Annotated in this window: 17 protein-coding genes; 5 read left to right on the top strand and 12 right to left on the bottom strand. The window is 44.6% G+C overall.

The window, feature by feature from the left end:
• Positions 1-150: 150 nt before the first annotated feature.
• Positions 151-957: a hypothetical protein gene (locus SP90_RS08715; RefSeq protein ID WP_066854633.1), complete on the top strand. Its 807-nt coding sequence runs from the start codon at positions 151-153 to the stop codon at positions 955-957.
• Positions 958-1,082: 125 nt separating this feature from the next.
• On the opposite strand, the gene SP90_RS08710 is transcribed toward SP90_RS08715, so the two are convergent.
• The 7 genes from SP90_RS08710 to SP90_RS08680 form a co-directional block, all read right to left on the bottom strand.
• The gene (locus SP90_RS08710) at positions 1,083-2,951 is read right to left on the bottom strand and encodes an inositol phosphate phosphatase SopB (RefSeq protein ID WP_066854631.1); all 1,869 of its coding nucleotides are present in this window, start codon (positions 2,949-2,951) and stop codon (positions 1,083-1,085) included.
• A 30-nt stretch (positions 2,952-2,981) separates the two neighbouring features.
• Positions 2,982-3,449, bottom strand: coding sequence for a type III secretion system chaperone (locus tag SP90_RS08705; protein WP_066854630.1), 468 nt, complete (start codon positions 3,447-3,449; stop codon positions 2,982-2,984).
• Between the two features lie 374 nt (positions 3,450-3,823).
• Positions 3,824-4,081 (bottom strand): zinc ribbon domain-containing protein, encoded by a 258-nt coding sequence (locus SP90_RS08700; protein ID WP_082936365.1) that lies wholly within the window; start codon positions 4,079-4,081, stop codon positions 3,824-3,826.
• Between the two features lie 65 nt (positions 4,082-4,146).
• Positions 4,147-4,467, bottom strand: coding sequence for a helix-turn-helix domain-containing protein (locus tag SP90_RS08695; protein ID WP_066854628.1), 321 nt, complete (start codon positions 4,465-4,467; stop codon positions 4,147-4,149).
• Positions 4,468-4,689: 222 nt separating this feature from the next.
• On the bottom strand, positions 4,690-4,992 hold the full coding sequence (locus tag SP90_RS08690) for a DUF202 domain-containing protein (RefSeq protein ID WP_066854626.1): 303 nt from the start codon (positions 4,990-4,992) through the stop codon (positions 4,690-4,692).
• 42 nt (positions 4,993-5,034) lie between these two features.
• Complete coding sequence (locus SP90_RS08685) at positions 5,035-5,541, bottom strand: general stress protein (RefSeq protein WP_066854624.1); 507 nt, start codon at positions 5,539-5,541, stop codon at positions 5,035-5,037.
• 257 nt (positions 5,542-5,798) lie between these two features.
• Complete coding sequence (locus SP90_RS08680) at positions 5,799-6,155, bottom strand: SpoIIAA family protein (protein ID WP_066854622.1); 357 nt, start codon at positions 6,153-6,155, stop codon at positions 5,799-5,801.
• A gap of 591 nt (positions 6,156-6,746) precedes the next feature.
• Here SP90_RS08680 and SP90_RS08675 point away from each other — a divergent pair.
• Positions 6,747-7,223: a hypothetical protein gene (locus SP90_RS08675; RefSeq protein WP_066854620.1), complete on the top strand. Its 477-nt coding sequence runs from the start codon at positions 6,747-6,749 to the stop codon at positions 7,221-7,223.
• Positions 7,224-7,419: 196 nt separating this feature from the next.
• On the opposite strand, the gene SP90_RS08670 is transcribed toward SP90_RS08675, so the two are convergent.
• Both SP90_RS08670 and SP90_RS08665 read right to left on the bottom strand, forming a co-directional pair.
• The gene (locus tag SP90_RS08670; protein ID WP_066854618.1) at positions 7,420-8,697 is read right to left on the bottom strand and encodes an L-cysteine desulfidase family protein; all 1,278 of its coding nucleotides are present in this window, start codon (positions 8,695-8,697) and stop codon (positions 7,420-7,422) included.
• 253 nt (positions 8,698-8,950) lie between these two features.
• On the bottom strand, positions 8,951-9,550 hold the full coding sequence (locus tag SP90_RS08665) for a hypothetical protein (protein ID WP_066854616.1): 600 nt from the start codon (positions 9,548-9,550) through the stop codon (positions 8,951-8,953).
• Positions 9,551-9,885: 335 nt separating this feature from the next.
• Here SP90_RS08665 and SP90_RS16635 point away from each other — a divergent pair, with 335 nt between their 5' ends.
• Both SP90_RS16635 and SP90_RS08660 read left to right on the top strand, forming a co-directional pair.
• Entirely contained in the window at positions 9,886-10,038 is a 153-nt protein-coding gene (locus tag SP90_RS16635) for a hypothetical protein (RefSeq protein ID WP_157471233.1), read from the top strand.
• A gap of 109 nt (positions 10,039-10,147) precedes the next feature.
• Positions 10,148-10,801 (top strand): cyclase family protein, encoded by a 654-nt coding sequence (locus SP90_RS08660; protein ID WP_066854614.1) that lies wholly within the window; start codon positions 10,148-10,150, stop codon positions 10,799-10,801.
• A 77-nt stretch (positions 10,802-10,878) separates the two neighbouring features.
• On the opposite strand, the gene SP90_RS08655 is transcribed toward SP90_RS08660, so the two are convergent.
• The gene (locus tag SP90_RS08655; protein ID WP_066854612.1) at positions 10,879-11,454 is read right to left on the bottom strand and encodes a dienelactone hydrolase family protein; all 576 of its coding nucleotides are present in this window, start codon (positions 11,452-11,454) and stop codon (positions 10,879-10,881) included.
• Positions 11,455-11,669: 215 nt separating this feature from the next.
• Positions 11,670-12,227 carry a helix-turn-helix domain-containing protein gene (locus tag SP90_RS08650; RefSeq protein WP_066854611.1) on the bottom strand — a complete coding sequence of 186 codons (558 nt, stop codon included), beginning with the start codon at positions 12,225-12,227 and terminating at the stop codon, positions 11,670-11,672.
• Positions 12,228-12,330: 103 nt separating this feature from the next.
• Between SP90_RS08650 and SP90_RS08645 the strand changes: the two genes are divergently transcribed.
• Positions 12,331-13,494: a benzoate/H(+) symporter BenE family transporter gene (locus SP90_RS08645; RefSeq protein ID WP_066854609.1), complete on the top strand. Its 1,164-nt coding sequence runs from the start codon at positions 12,331-12,333 to the stop codon at positions 13,492-13,494.
• A 171-nt stretch (positions 13,495-13,665) separates the two neighbouring features.
• On the opposite strand, the gene SP90_RS08640 is transcribed toward SP90_RS08645, so the two are convergent.
• A complete protein-coding gene (locus SP90_RS08640; protein ID WP_082936364.1) occupies positions 13,666-13,941 on the bottom strand; it encodes a zinc ribbon domain-containing protein in 276 nt (91 codons plus the stop codon).
• Positions 13,942-14,155 lie beyond the last annotated feature (214 nt).

Genomic DNA, 14,155 nt, shown 5'->3' with positions numbered 1-14,155 from the left:
ATTAAATATTTTCAGATAAATAAAATTAATCATATCTGCACATAGCTATGAACATCTTTTTTAGCAGCATATGCCAGTTGTAGCAGGCTACTACAAAAGCTGATACACAAACACTGCCCGTGCATTCGCAACACTGTTTCAGGAGAAGAAATGAGCAAACCGACAACGCGCAGCTTATACTACGGCGCCAATCCGCTGAAACGTCCTTCAAAGGATGATCTCACGCGCGTAACAGCACGCCCTATGCCTCATTTACAACAGGCGCAGGAACTGCTGAAACCATATCTCGTCTTCTCCACACTCCGTTCTGTTCAAGGGGTGCGAATTTTAGCCAACCTTATCGGGCGTGATTACGGCATCTTCAAAACAACACAGCTTGCATACCTGCTTGGCATGTCCAGCCGTATTGTTGAGTACGCTCTTATTGACGAATTTCTACTGGCTGCTTTGGATGATATTAATGCCAACAGCGTCTTCAATGTAGAAATTACGCACACATTCGACCATTCAGAAGAACGAGGAAAGTCAAAAAATGATGAGGAAGTCCTGCCGGACGAAGTAGCTTTTACCGTCATTGAAAAAGAACGGTACGCTGATTGCCCGAAACAGCTGACAGGAAATCTGGTGCGCATTGCAAACTTCAATGCGCTTGAAGCGCTTGAATATGCATCGCAAATGGACAAGCGAAATCTCACAGGTGAGTTTGTATCTGAATTACGCATTGCAGAGCAAAAAGCCGTCCATATGACTTTGAACGGCAGACGTTTTTATCTGAAGCGCTGGATAAAGGGCAATATCGACAGAATTAACGGCGTAACATCACAAAAAAACAAAGCCACGGAAAAAGCTGTCGCTTTAATGCAAGCCGAAGAATGTTTTACTATCCGCGGTCAGTACTGTTCTCCGCGGGACTCCTACACCTGCACAGTATGCCAACAAGTATTCAAGACCTCGTAACGTTGTTCGCCCCTGAACCACAGGGACAACACTGCTCCACAGAACAACACAAGCTGAATGGAAGTAACCACGTCTTAATCCGCGCGTTCCCTCCAGTCAGCTTGCTGCTTAAGCAGAAACATATCTTACATTTTATCAATATTTGTGTAGCGCTTGCCGCCCTGAATCCACTTGATAGCATCTACGCCACCAAGGCGATCAACAAGCTTTTGATCTAATGTGTTGTGCATTGGAGCAATTTTCAGGCTCTTCACAAGAGTATTCATTTTAGCCACATCCAAGATGCCGCTTTCAAAGACCAGAGCCAGAAGATCTGCACGCCTTGGATCTATTTTATCCAGAGTATACTTAGGGATTGTGACATCCCCTCTTTTCTCAGCCAGATCCAGCTGGTACTTGAAGAATTTGCATTCTGCATCCATCATTCCTGTACGGTCTTTACCGCTCTTGCAATTAAAATGGATTGTCATCCCCAGCATACCACCTAAGACCGCCAGCCTTGATGCAAGCTTGTAACTATTCGTCTCATCAAGCATGCTTGGTATTTTATCCCACAAATTCACGATCTGCTGGTATCTGACATCAGACACAGTATTTTTTAACGCTTTAAGCTTTCGTTCGACAATTGGACGTAGTCTTTCTATTTGAGCTTTATTTACTGCTGCTTGAGACTTCTGCAACCCACCGATATTATTTACACCTGAACGCATGGTAAAAACATTGACCTTGGGAAGAAAATCAAGGTGTTCCGGTGAATCTTTGTCTGACTGTGCTCGCAATTTGCCTTCAGCATTTACCTCGGATGCAGCTTCTGCAAAGGCTTTTTCTTGCGTTTCGATCATCCCGCTTTCATTCACTGCGGACATCAAGTTGATGGAAATAATATTTACGATTGCGTACTCGTCGTCAGGGTTATCGCTCACATGCTGCATCAATGCGGCTTCAATCACTTCTCTGGCATTTGCTTTTGCAACTTCAAAACGCTTGCTCTTCGCGGCCTCACTTGGAGCCTCATCAATAAATTTACCAGCAATGGCACCACTGCGAAATGCACGGAATGCCGGCTTTGAGTCATTTGCATCACCATCAAACAACTCTGTTTTCCAGAGGTTTGTCGTCCGAAGATTCTCAAAACCTTCAACACGAGTATTAAGACTCAAACGAGGTGTCATACTACTCAACCCGGTCTCACCGTAATCCTTTCCGTCTTCGCCAAAAAATTCATCAAAATGTGCGTTAACCGGAGTCAGCTTACTGGTAAAGAGCTGGCCACCCAACGTAAGTTCTCTTTCAATGGGCTTCCACTGCTGCAAGTTTGAAGATAAGCGAATGTATGAATCACGCCATGCGTCACGCAACTTTCCCGGTTCCAGACTCAACATGCCTTCAAGACGAGAATACAGCTGTTTTGGTAAGTCCTTTGGCGTCAGGGCATTCAACTCTTTCTTTTCAATTACTGGTGTTGAGTCTGTGAGTTGCTCCTGCAATTGCTGCAAAACTCCCCCAAGTCGAGCTTGCTCTTGTAACAGCTGTGATTTTCGCTCAGGGTGTAATTCAATGACATTGTCAATTAACACTGAAGTTGCCTCCAGCATATGTGCTTTTACAGCAAGAACATCTCCCTTTGTAAGCAGAACTTCTTTTGACGGAGTATATCCACCGAATGAAAGCGGCTTAGCTTCCTGAGCTATTTTTTTCGCATGAAACGATTTTCTAAACGTTCTACTCACTGTTTTGCGCATAGTCTTTGAACGACTGTTACGCATAATCACTTCGTGACCATCTACCATCAGGGTTCTTCGTGAATTTCCTGCCTTCGATGCTTTGCCTGCGCCGGAAGCTCCAGAGCTCGTAATTGGTGAAATTTCCATATCCAACACAGGCGCTGCTTGCTTAAGCGGTGTTTCCGCTGATTGCGGTGTCGCTTTAGTTGTGGAAGGCTCTTGAAATTGAGTCTGCGTAAAAACCGCACTTGAATTTTCTACTTTTGGCATAATACCCCCAATACATTCCAATCAAAGGGACTAGATACGAATAGCGTAGGCATCCGTAGGAATTGATTCATTTTCAACAGATTGCGCTGTTGATTCAAATAACTCCGGCAACGCATCTTTCCAGTTTCTTGTAAGGTTCACAAAAACCTCGAAAGCATCATAAAAAGCCGGATACTCTAGACAGCGCACATCAACCCACTGGCAAAGCACGATAAGCTCTGCGTCCGCATCCAGTGCTAATGATGCGCCTCGAGTGTCGTTCCAAACATAATTTGCCTGAAGCAGTTTCACTGCAAATTCTTGAAAATGCCCTTCTCCAAGCTCCCCAACAGCTGAGGACAGAAGTAATCGCTGTGTTTTTTCTTCCCACTGAAGAAGGATTGTTATGTTCTGAACATCTACCGAACAAAAATTATTCTCATCTAATTCCAGCTCTTCAAGCTCTAATGAAAAGCCCAACTGTTCTATAAGTTCACTAATATAATTGGTGGAATCCATTTTTTCCTCTCAATAGTCATGTTTCCTGAAAGGGTAAAAGCATCAAGTATACCGACACCCGTAAGCATATATAAATTCAATAAGTTGCATGCTTATTTGCACAGTAGAGATGTATTGTCGTAGCAACGACGCCAACGTTGTTGTTATCTACTCAAAAAGAAGTTGGCATTCCGTTAAGACCCCCTCAGCTCAAAGCAAAATGTTCACAAAATGGTTTATTTGCATGTTTTTAATCACTTTTTCAAATACCTGCATAGCAAGAAAACACTGATCACGTTTAGCCGACCACAAAAAAAGGGCGACCATTATCTAGCCACCCCTTGAACACATCTATTTCTGCGACAGGTACTATAAGCCTATCGACTTTTCCTTCATTATTTCTTCCAGCGCTTCAAACGAGGAATAGAACGGGTGAAAATCCACGCCAGAATAGAATTCCAGCCCTGCTTTTTCATAATATCTATACAAAAGGCCTGCATTTCTTTTGTATTAGTGATGTGTGGAGCAGTAAATTCACCATCTTCATAGCAATGTGAACAATACATCTCACTTTTCTCACCAGACTTCTCTGTACCCCCTAATTGAGGATCTTTTTCCATTGGCATACCGCAGCTCTGACAAAATTTCTCCACGTGATCTTCTCCCTGCCACTTGCGTTAACGTATTCATAAAAGCCCGACGTTCACCACGACAACGGCTACCCTAGAATAGCCTTTGTAACCCTATATAATATTTTTACTTTATCGTCATCAGCCTCGTTAAGCATCCGGCTAATCTCAGTTCTCAAGTCCTGACTATCTGCCTCATGCTCATTGTCAAAAAGTTCACGTGCTGACACTCCAAGGCCTTCTGCAAGCTTGCCGACTAGCGCAATTGTTACGTTCGCTTCACCACGCTCAAGCTCACTAATATATTTTGCACCTGAATCAGCCACAGTGGCTAACTGCTCTTGGGTCATATTCTTTGCTTTACGTAAAGTTCGAATTCTTTTTCCTAACTTTTTAAGCTCGGTAGACATGTTTTCTCCTCTCAAACTATGCAAGCCGTCTCGCTTAAGATACTGGATAATGTGGAAACAGTTTTTCCTTCCTGTTTACCTAATATCAAGCATAAGAATTAATGAATTCATTTCACTTCTACATCTAGCTATCACAATAAAAAAGGTGGCTAAAAGCCACCTTACTCTCTGTTCGCTAAATTGTACCCAGCACCTACAATCTACTTATCTGCAGTCCACTTATCACGTCGAATCCCGACTGAGAAGCGAACCTTGTTCAGCATATACAATTTCTTTTTCCTGAAGAATCAGCTTACTGGAACGCCTATAGTCTTCAACTCCCCATATGAGAACCACGAATGCGGCAACAAGAAGAGCAACGCCGCATAGTTCGTAAACGGAACCTTCGTTCGAAAATTTTAATAACCCAGCAGCGGATATTGCTAGTCCGATGCTTGTTTTTGCAAAAGCGAGTAATGTTCGGCGGTTTGCCAGCTCTGTACGCAATACCGCCAGATTGAACGTTTCCAGTGCAGATTTAGTCATAAAAGGCTTAAAAAACGGGAGGCAAAGCCTCCCGATAGTATGTTATGTGTTCATATCAATATCAATTGCTTGCGTTGTTCCAAGAACCTCGCTAGCTCTTTCTGCTTCCTCTTTTGTACCGTGAACAATCAATACGAAATTAGATGCTTTTACAGCTGTTTCATATTTCAAGGTACTGTCTTTAGGTACACCAAGACTTACGAGTCCGGCACCTAACGCAGAAAGCCCACCACCTAATGCTGCACCCTCAAGTGCACCTACAAGTGTTGTAACTAATGCACCACCGACAACAATCGGCCCTACACCAGGAATTGCCAAGGCAGCAGAGCCAAATAGCATTCCCCAGATGCCACCCCAGAACGCACCGAGTTTTCCCCAGTAACGCACACGGTCGCCAGTATTGTAATACCCGACAATATGTTCTTCAGAGTGATAGTCATGCCCGACGATGGATAGCTTCTTCATATCGAAGCCAGCTTTTTGCAGTTCTTTGACTGCATGTTCGGCATGTTGGTGATCTTCATAAATGGCAACACAGTTATTAGACATGGTTATTCCTATTATATGTGATTGTCCAGCCAGTGAAAAAGAAAGGATACCCAAAGGGCAAGTATGTACCTGCCATAGGGGCACCCTGAGAATGTGTCTTCATCCTGCTCGTTCTGAAACGTTGATAGGATGTTCTAGGTACACACCAGCTGGTTTATTTAAAATGCATATACACAATGCACAAAGATTATAGAGCACTTCACAGTCGTTGAGCTTATCACGACAGTAAACTCTGCCCGACAACGTGCATTACAATATTACGATTCGAGCCACTCCCAAGCAGCGTCTATCTTTTTCACATCAAAGTATTTTTCATCCCACGGAGTAAGAGCATCTTCGATGGTTACCAATCCGCTCCACCATGCATGTTCTGCAACAATGGCAATTTTAGAAAAGCCATTGCGGCGTTCGAAAAAGAATTCCAAATCGCCCAGCAAAGCATTCATCGTATATCCAGAGACATTCTGAATCTGCAGCAGCAAGGCAATTTGCCCGTACTGACGGATATGCTCATCAATATCATGCGTAATCTCATCGTAGTGTTCTTTGTCTAGCGGCCCTTTTATCAACAGGCCATAGCACTTATCATGACTTCGTTCTAATTTTTTCAACAAAACTTCATCCTTCTATTTTGCTAAACACGTAATAAGGCCGGCCGGCTCTTTTGTATCGCCTCTCTCAATTTGATTGCAATCACAAGACATACTGCATAGACCGCACCAAATGTTAATAAATGTCACTAAAATCCACTGTTCATGCATGCTGTGCCTCGTTACATCAAATTTACTTTTCTGTATGGCATAGTAAGATTATCAATTTACCATCCAAAAATTGCACAATAGTTTTTTACCATATTCACATCATTGCACAACATGCACACCATCCTTGAAGATCAAATAACAAGAGCAAGTTGTTGCACTAAATGCATTCAAAAAGTGATTTTTTTCGAGTTTCCATAACAACAAAAGGGATGGCGCAGGCCATCCCTTTTGTTGTCGAAACAGAACTTCAACATTCTAATATTATTTAAAAAAGTCGTAGACAGCACATCAACAAACTATCTAACACACGTGAGTTATTAGAAAGACAAAACATGAATAGCGTAACGTCACAACAGCCTTTAAAGAACATGTGAACAGGCGGAGCGATTGACACTCTGGCTTAGCTGGCAAAAACTTTTCACTTATCAAGTCAGGAAAGACCAAATGAAATTCATCATCCAGATACTGCTGTTAATTCTGTCGACGTCTCCCGCATGTGCACAAAGCATCATTTCTGTTTCATGTGATGAAATTGCTAAGATATCTATTTGCCAAGCAAGGACATCAGAACCACCTATACTCACAACGGAATATCCATACGTGTATCCAACCGCCTTCTGGTTTAAACCCAACGCTGCCCCAAAGTTTAAAAAGTTTACTGACCCAAATAAAGTTGCAACCATTTATCCTGACGGGACAAAAATTGAGTACAGACCTTTTATCTTATCAACCCCTGCAGGAATGATTTCAAGTGACACTCCCTATCAAGCATCTATCAACTCTCGACAAATTCATATGTATTTCAAAAGCAAAGAAAAAGCATTTGAAGCAGCACAAAAGGTATGTCCCCAAATAAAACCAAAAGTATTTTTTGTGTATGACCACCTTGAAGAGCAACGGTTAAAAGAAAAAACAAACTAGCTGGTGCAATTTTGTTTTTCTACTTATCACCGAATCCCTTCTTTAAGAGCTGCCTAATCAATAAAACTAAAAAGGGTGGCCACAGCCACCCTTTTTCATTTCAATATACTGCCCTCTTCTCACGTTAATCGCAGTCAAGAGGACGTCCCTCTTGCTCCCGCTGAGAAGCGCCCTCGGAGAGCCGCCGGAGGCAATTCTATTTATTGACCATAATATCCAGAATAATCTTATCAGTTTCGCACATACCGGCACTACCAAGACGGCCTAAGTTTTTGATGCACACTTCGATGTCATCATCCACGATACCGTCAGAACCGGGTACAGAGGTTCCTTTCATAGCAAGAAGAGCGGAACTGATGGCAGCTTCAACGCTGGAAGCAACTTTAAGCGCGCAGGAAGTTTTTGCTCCGTCGCAGATCATACCTGCAATTGTACCGACCATGTTTTTGATGGTTCGCTCTATTTCTTCAAGCTTGCCGCCGAGAAGCATAATGATGCCGCAACCGGAACCGGTAGCCGCGAGGATTGCACCGCAAAGGGCAGAAAGCCTTCCAAGGTGATGCTTCAAGTGGATGGAGGTAAGGTGGCTCATGATGAGAGCGCGTGCCATTTCCTCTTCTGACTTATCCAGTCTGCGTGCGAATGCTGTTACTGGAATGGTAGCAGTAATGCCCTGATTACCGCTGCCGGAGTTACTCATAACCGGCTGCATGATGCCGTCCATGCGTGCATCTGATGCGGCTGCGGCAAGACGGGTTGCGAATGATGTAATATCGTCTGAACGCAGCCCAAGCGCGATATCTTCATTCATGGAGCGGCCTACTTTGAGGCCAAAATCTTTTTCGAGCCCTTCTGAAGCAATGGATTCATTAAGACGAGCTGCTTCGAGGATAAAAGAAATATCTGCAAAGTCTGCCTCGGTTGCAAACTCATAAATAGCTGCAACAGAAAGTGGCCATGAATCGTCGGAAGCTTCTTCGGCTTCAAGAGAAATGCTCTCAAGCACTTCATCGTCTTTGGTTACTTCAATAATTCCGGCATGGGTACGGGCGATAGTGCAGGTTGCCGTGTGGCCTTGTACAGAAACAACAGCTTTGGCAAACAGCAATTCTTCTGTTTCTGCCAGTTCAACCTTAACGTTGCCGTCTGCCATCAATTGCTTGGCTTCTTCCACAATCTTTGGAGTCAAGTCACGCAGCACTTCCAGCTTGAGCTCAGACTTGCCGCCAAGTGCACCAACAGCAGCAGCAATATCCAGCCCTGTCATACCAGTGCCGGGTACGCCGACACCCATTCCGTTTTTCAACAGATTGCCGCTTACCTGAACAAGAACCTGTTCCGGCTTAGTGCCGAGTGCTTTTGCAGCGCGTGCTGCAGCAAGTGCCGCGGTTACCGGTTCGGTACAACCTAAGGCAGGCACTACTTCCCTGTTCAGAATAGCGATAAATTCAACCCATTCTTTCTTCATTGTCATGATGTCTCACCTGAATCTATTTAATTTGAAGAAGTTCCAACATGTATAGTAAGCTAAAGGAACACTTCAAGCAATTTATGCAACGCAATAATTAGTTAGTCATGCTTCAGTAGAAATAAAAGCATCTTCCAGTCAAGAAGCTTCCGCACAAGCCTGTGCAACACATCTTCAAAAACAGCTGATAAGCACACAACAGTTCGTAAAGACAGACAGAAAAAAGCCCCTGATGAACTCTCATCAGAGGCTGTATTGGCTAGCGTGCTGCAATTTCACAAGCACTTTCAAGAACCACATTCGGTTCATACACCATTTCGGCATCCTTGAAGATGACGCCGCCGCATCCTGCCCGCTTCGTCCATGTCTTTATCCAGCGATCATACGCTTTCTGTGTTGAAAATGAACGGGAGTGGAAATACTGAACAGGTCGAACGTACATTGTCACCTTATCCAGCAGCATAAAGGCATCAGCAAGCATGTTGATTTGCGTCCACAGCGTAAACGGGCTTTCTGCTTCAGGTGCATACATGTCGTAAATACGGAAATGCGGCTTCCCTTTCTGCACAGGAATAATGACACCGTCCGCATGAAACGGCCCCTGCATTTTTTCGCCCAACAGTTCAGAAAGCTTATCCATCTCTTCGATAAGATGCTCCGTATCTGCAAGCACAACGCCTTGTGAATCAATCACCTCTTTGGTGACGCCATCAATAAATACGCGGGAACCAAGGTAACGGGCGCAGTGCATTGTTCCGCCAAGGCTGCCGTTGTGCGCCTCAGTAAACGCTTCAATATCAGACCCGTACGTTGCACAGCGGAACGGGCTTTTAGCCATTTTTGCGATTGAAAGATCCATACTTTCTCCAAACTATTTCTAACCGACTCTGCAAGCACGGTACTGTTCTGGTTGATCGAAAAATACAGTACACATATTCCGTATGCTCTATCAACCAACAGAATTACTGCCAACTGGCAACTTTTTTCACGGTGAGTAACCGCTTCGCGAAGGTGTTACCTTTATTTTTTAATGCATTACCAATTTAGTTGCCAAAAAATACCATTTGGCAGTACAGTAGCTCTTTGGATTTAATTGTATGCTCAAACAGTACCCGTTATGGAGCTGTTGGTGGTGCACAATAGTGCAAGCTCCTGTTGAGGACAATGGGCACTGTTTGGAAGTTGAGGAATCTTATGCTGACAACAACTCAAGCACCAGACGGTAAGCCGGTTTACCAGTGCGACAAATGCGGAAGAGATGTGATGGCGCAGGACATTGTAGTGACCTTTAGTGGTGATTTCTGTCCAGACTGCTACGCCAAAACGCAACAAGAAAAATCTTCCTAATGAATGAGGCAGAAGTTTTTACTTCTGCCTCATTTCTTTTTCATTGCTTTCTCCAAGTATTACAGGCTATCTCACCCCATTATTCACATCGCACACACTTGGAGCATACATGACCACCCCGCAAGCATACACCAATGTAATCGACCTGACCCACGTAATTAAAGAAGACATGCCGGTGTACCCCGGTACTGAAGCGCCTATCATCGAGCAGGGAACCACTGTTGCCAAAGAAGGGTTTGCAGAAAAACGACTGACTTTTTTCTCCCATATCGGCACCCATATGGATGCACCGGCGCATATCTTTGACGGTAAGAAGACACTGGATGCCCTGCCAGCCTCCACCTTTACCGGTGCGGCCTGCATCATTGATGTTTCCGGTGTAGAAACCATTACACTCGATCTGCTCAAGCAGCATGAAGAACGTATTGCACAGTGCGACTTTGTACTCTTCTCATCCGGTCATGAAACACTCTGGGGAACAGACACATATTTCTCCCCGTTCCCTACGCTGAATGAAGAAGCTGCAACATGGCTGACGCAGCAGAATCTCAAAGGACTGGGTATTGATGCCATTTCCTTTGACACCATGGACGTCACTCGCCTGTTCATTCATGAAATTTTACTGGGAAGCGGCATGGTACTTATTGAAAACTTGAAAAATCTTTCTCAAATTACAGAGCCGATTTTCACCTTTGTGGCACTGCCACTCAATATTCTGGAAAGTGACGGCTCCCCTATCCGTGCCATTGCCATGCTGCCATAGCCAGCAAACGTAGTACTAAAAAAAATCGCCCCGCAGGAAGTTATCCTGACGGGGCGTTTCTATTGCAACAATCAACGTTATGAAGCCATGTGCTCTGCAAGCTGGTCTTTTATCCACTTCAGCCAGAAGTGGTACGCTTCTCCGTGGAAATTGGCAGACAACGGGTTCATGAATCCATGCGCAAACGGCGTGATGTAGCACTGTGCATTCGGAATATCCTGAAGCGTGCGCGCAACGCTTTCCACATCAAAATGCGGCTCGTTGTCAGAAAACACCAAATCCACCGGAACTTTTGGGTCATAATCCACCATATCGCGAATTGATGAACCATAGAAACAGATTGCAGCCTTGGCAGTCCCTGCGGAATCCGCACTCACTGCACTCCACACAGCGCCCGCTCCAGCACTGAATCCCACAAGACATGTAGGCTCCGTTGATTCACGTAACGCCTTAGATACACGTTCTGCAAACTCTGCATGACCACACTGCGCCTGATATTGTGCGTACGCTTCTTTCTCGCTGGGAAACGCAGGATCAGCACCATCATACGGGTCTACAATAGTAATATTGTCAGCCGTATCCTTAAAAAAAGACACCATCGCATCCACATGAGGTGTTTTTCCCCATATTTCTGTAACGAAAATAATGTGCATTAGTATGAACCCTTTATAAGAAAGCATACATATGATTGATACGTTACATAAAGTAGCGTCACATCATAGCTGCTCAGTAGTAAATTTATCTGATGGTATACGGAGCAGAGGCTTCAACCTCTCCGTCAACGCAAAGTCTATGCTGCGTATGCCTAGCTGATAACAGCAGCAAATAAAAGTACACAATGTGTGCACCAGATTCTTAATAAAACAACCTACTCTGTGGCGTACTCACTGGATGGATAGATAATAATATTATGAAAAACAGCCTTTTCACCGACGACTCGATACGCATGAGGCTGGTCTGCAAAAAAACGTGTTCTGTCACCAACCGCAAGAGTGTGCCATGAACCGTCGAAATAAAATTCCAAAGTACCGTGTTGAACAACAACATGTTCAATAACCCCAATTTGATGGGGAGAAGACTGCTGCTCATGATTATCACAAAGCGTTATTTCAAACATTTCCATTCTTGTATCTGAAGAATACGGGAAAATTGTATGAATTTGCATTGCCGGATCATTTGGAAATTTTACAGTAGGCTCCTTCTGCTCCTGAGGGTCTGAAAAAAAAGATGAGAACGAACATTCAAACCCGCTGGCTATTTTCCACAAGGTGCCAATCGTAGGGCTGGACTCACCACGCTCTATCTGTCCAAGCATTGCTTTGGAAACAGTTGTTCTTTTTGCTGCCTCATCAAGACTCCAGCCGCGGAGTGCGCGTACTGTTTTTAGTCGTTGAGAAATTTGTGCAACAAATGGCTTGGAATTCATTTTCTCTCCAAAAAAGTTGTGCGTTAAAACGCACAATGATACATCGAAAACACTTCGTGCGCCATAACGCACAAGAGATTTACATCAAACAAAAGGAAAACGCATGCTAAAAAACTTGTCAATCAGCCACGTATCGTCTGGATTAGCTGCAATTCTTGTTGGGTACACCTGCTCAGTTGTTCTTGTCATTGAAGCTGCCATGGGAGCAGGGGCAACGCCTGTGCAGGTAGGAAGCTGGCTTTTTGCCATCGGCGTTGCTTCGGGGCTTACCTCTATATTCTTCTCAATGTACTATAAGGTGCCCGTGCTCACGGCATGGTCTACCCCCGGTGCAGCACTGCTGGCAAGCAGTGTGGCAGGGTTCAGCTTATCCGAAACCATCGGAGCATGTATTATCACCGCCCTGCTCATTATTATGACAGGCGCGACAAAATCAATTTCCAATTTTATCCAGAAAATTCCTACAGCGCTCACAACAGCCATGCTTGCGGGCATCCTTATTCCTTTCGGTATCAAGACATTTACCCCGTGGGAAAGCACTCCTGTGCTGTTCGGCAGCATGTTTGTGGCCTATCTGCTGGGCAAGCGTTTTTACCCGCGCTACACCATGCTTCTTCTGATTATCGTGGGTGGCGCAGTCGCGTATTTTCAAGGTGCTCTGCCTCTTGGCGACAGCCCGCTTTCCATTACCGGCCCTGTGTTCATGTCCCCCACATGGAGCATTGCCTCGGTTGTCAGCCTCAGTATTCCATTATTCCTCGTAACAATGGTCTCCCAGAACATTCCTGGAATCGTCATGATTCAAAGCCACGGCTACTCTGCTCCGTTTTCACGGTTGTTACTCGGTACCGGCTTCATGAACCTGATCACAGCCCCGTTCGGCGGGTTTACCTGTAACCTTGCAGCCATTTCCGCTGGCATATGTATGGGGGAAGAAGTCGATCCGAACCCTAAAAACAGATATCTGGCATCTGCAAGCGCAGGCATGTTCTACCTGCTCGCAGGTCTTTTCAGTACAAGTCTTGTAGCCCTGTTTGTTGCCATGCCATCTGAGCTTACTCAAATGCTCGCAGGCTTCGCCCTGCTCGGCATTATCCAGCGCAGCCTCTTCCTTGCCATGCAGGAAGAAAACACCCGCGAAGGCGCGCTTATCACGTTGCTTGTGACTGCTTCAGGCATCTCCTTCATCGGTATCAATGCCCCCGTCTGGGGCTTATTAGCGGGTTATGTGATGAACAGGTTCTTTAATCCGGCAAATGAGGGGTAGAATTAGTATCTCGAGGAGATACACAAACTAACTTAGCGGCAATCTCATAAAAACGGATGTGAAATCAAAACTACTCAGTAGATACAATCAAGCCCTCATGGATTCCATGAGGGCTTTCTCTCGATCAGGCACTTACGTTTCACCCTAAGGCTAATATATCAACATGTTACACTACGGATTTGAGTCTATATCCCGCTGACAGTGCGGGCAAACCTTTGCGTCTTCCTTAATTATGGATGCACAGGCGGGACACTCCTTCCACTTACCTGGAACAGGCGCGATAGGCTTAAGAAATGGAAGTATGAACAGCACAATTGGAAACAAAAAAGCAAGAATACCCCAGAGTAATGGAGAACGAGCTTTGCTTTTGGCGATAGAAGCAGCCCAAAAGCCAAACCCAATCCAAATGATAAGTAAAACAATATTAGATGCATCTAATTCGTACATGACTAGCTCCTTCACTATCTCCACCTACAACACTTTGTCTGCCCAATTAGCAGTCAAAACGCGAGTATGGCCATCAATTATAATCCACAGTTATTGTAAACTGATTACTAGTAAAAACCTTTAAAAGACGGAACACATAGTTTTTGGCAGTGCCCAGTATAGGCATTTCATTTTTTACATATCACAGAACCCAAACTCATTCTTTACATATGCG

Source organism: Halodesulfovibrio spirochaetisodalis (assembly GCF_001672295.1).
Lineage (GTDB): Bacteria > Desulfobacterota > Desulfovibrionia > Desulfovibrionales > Desulfovibrionaceae > Halodesulfovibrio > Halodesulfovibrio spirochaetisodalis.
The sequence above is the reverse complement of the archived record's forward strand: the minus strand, read 5'-3'. Positions and strand labels throughout refer to the sequence as shown.

What these genes read in the sequence shown, in the direction of transcription:
- SP90_RS08675 (WP_066854620.1), top strand. Translation starts at nt 6,747, where the DNA reads ATGAAATTCATCATCCAGATACTGCTGTTAATTCTGTCGACGTCTCCC.
- SP90_RS08640 (WP_082936364.1), bottom strand. Translation starts at nt 13,941, where the DNA reads ATGTACGAATTAGATGCATCTAATATTGTTTTACTTATCATTTGGATT.
- SP90_RS16635 (WP_157471233.1), top strand. Translation starts at nt 9,886, where the DNA reads ATGCTGACAACAACTCAAGCACCAGACGGTAAGCCGGTTTACCAGTGC.
- SP90_RS08670 (WP_066854618.1), bottom strand. Translation starts at nt 8,697, where the DNA reads ATGACAATGAAGAAAGAATGGGTTGAATTTATCGCTATTCTGAACAGG.
- SP90_RS08655 (WP_066854612.1), bottom strand. Translation starts at nt 11,454, where the DNA reads ATGCACATTATTTTCGTTACAGAAATATGGGGAAAAACACCTCATGTG.
- SP90_RS08695 (WP_066854628.1), bottom strand. Translation starts at nt 4,467, where the DNA reads ATGTCTACCGAGCTTAAAAAGTTAGGAAAAAGAATTCGAACTTTACGT.
- SP90_RS08665 (WP_066854616.1), bottom strand. Translation starts at nt 9,550, where the DNA reads ATGGATCTTTCAATCGCAAAAATGGCTAAAAGCCCGTTCCGCTGTGCA.
- SP90_RS08650 (WP_066854611.1), bottom strand. Translation starts at nt 12,227, where the DNA reads ATGAATTCCAAGCCATTTGTTGCACAAATTTCTCAACGACTAAAAACA.
- SP90_RS08685 (WP_066854624.1), bottom strand. Translation starts at nt 5,541, where the DNA reads ATGTCTAATAACTGTGTTGCCATTTATGAAGATCACCAACATGCCGAA.
- SP90_RS08645 (WP_066854609.1), top strand. Translation starts at nt 12,331, where the DNA reads ATGCTAAAAAACTTGTCAATCAGCCACGTATCGTCTGGATTAGCTGCA.
- SP90_RS08660 (WP_066854614.1), top strand. Translation starts at nt 10,148, where the DNA reads ATGACCACCCCGCAAGCATACACCAATGTAATCGACCTGACCCACGTA.
- SP90_RS08715 (WP_066854633.1), top strand. Translation starts at nt 151, where the DNA reads ATGAGCAAACCGACAACGCGCAGCTTATACTACGGCGCCAATCCGCTG.
- SP90_RS08690 (WP_066854626.1), bottom strand. Translation starts at nt 4,992, where the DNA reads ATGACTAAATCTGCACTGGAAACGTTCAATCTGGCGGTATTGCGTACA.
- SP90_RS08710 (WP_066854631.1), bottom strand. Translation starts at nt 2,951, where the DNA reads ATGCCAAAAGTAGAAAATTCAAGTGCGGTTTTTACGCAGACTCAATTT.
- SP90_RS08705 (WP_066854630.1), bottom strand. Translation starts at nt 3,449, where the DNA reads ATGGATTCCACCAATTATATTAGTGAACTTATAGAACAGTTGGGCTTT.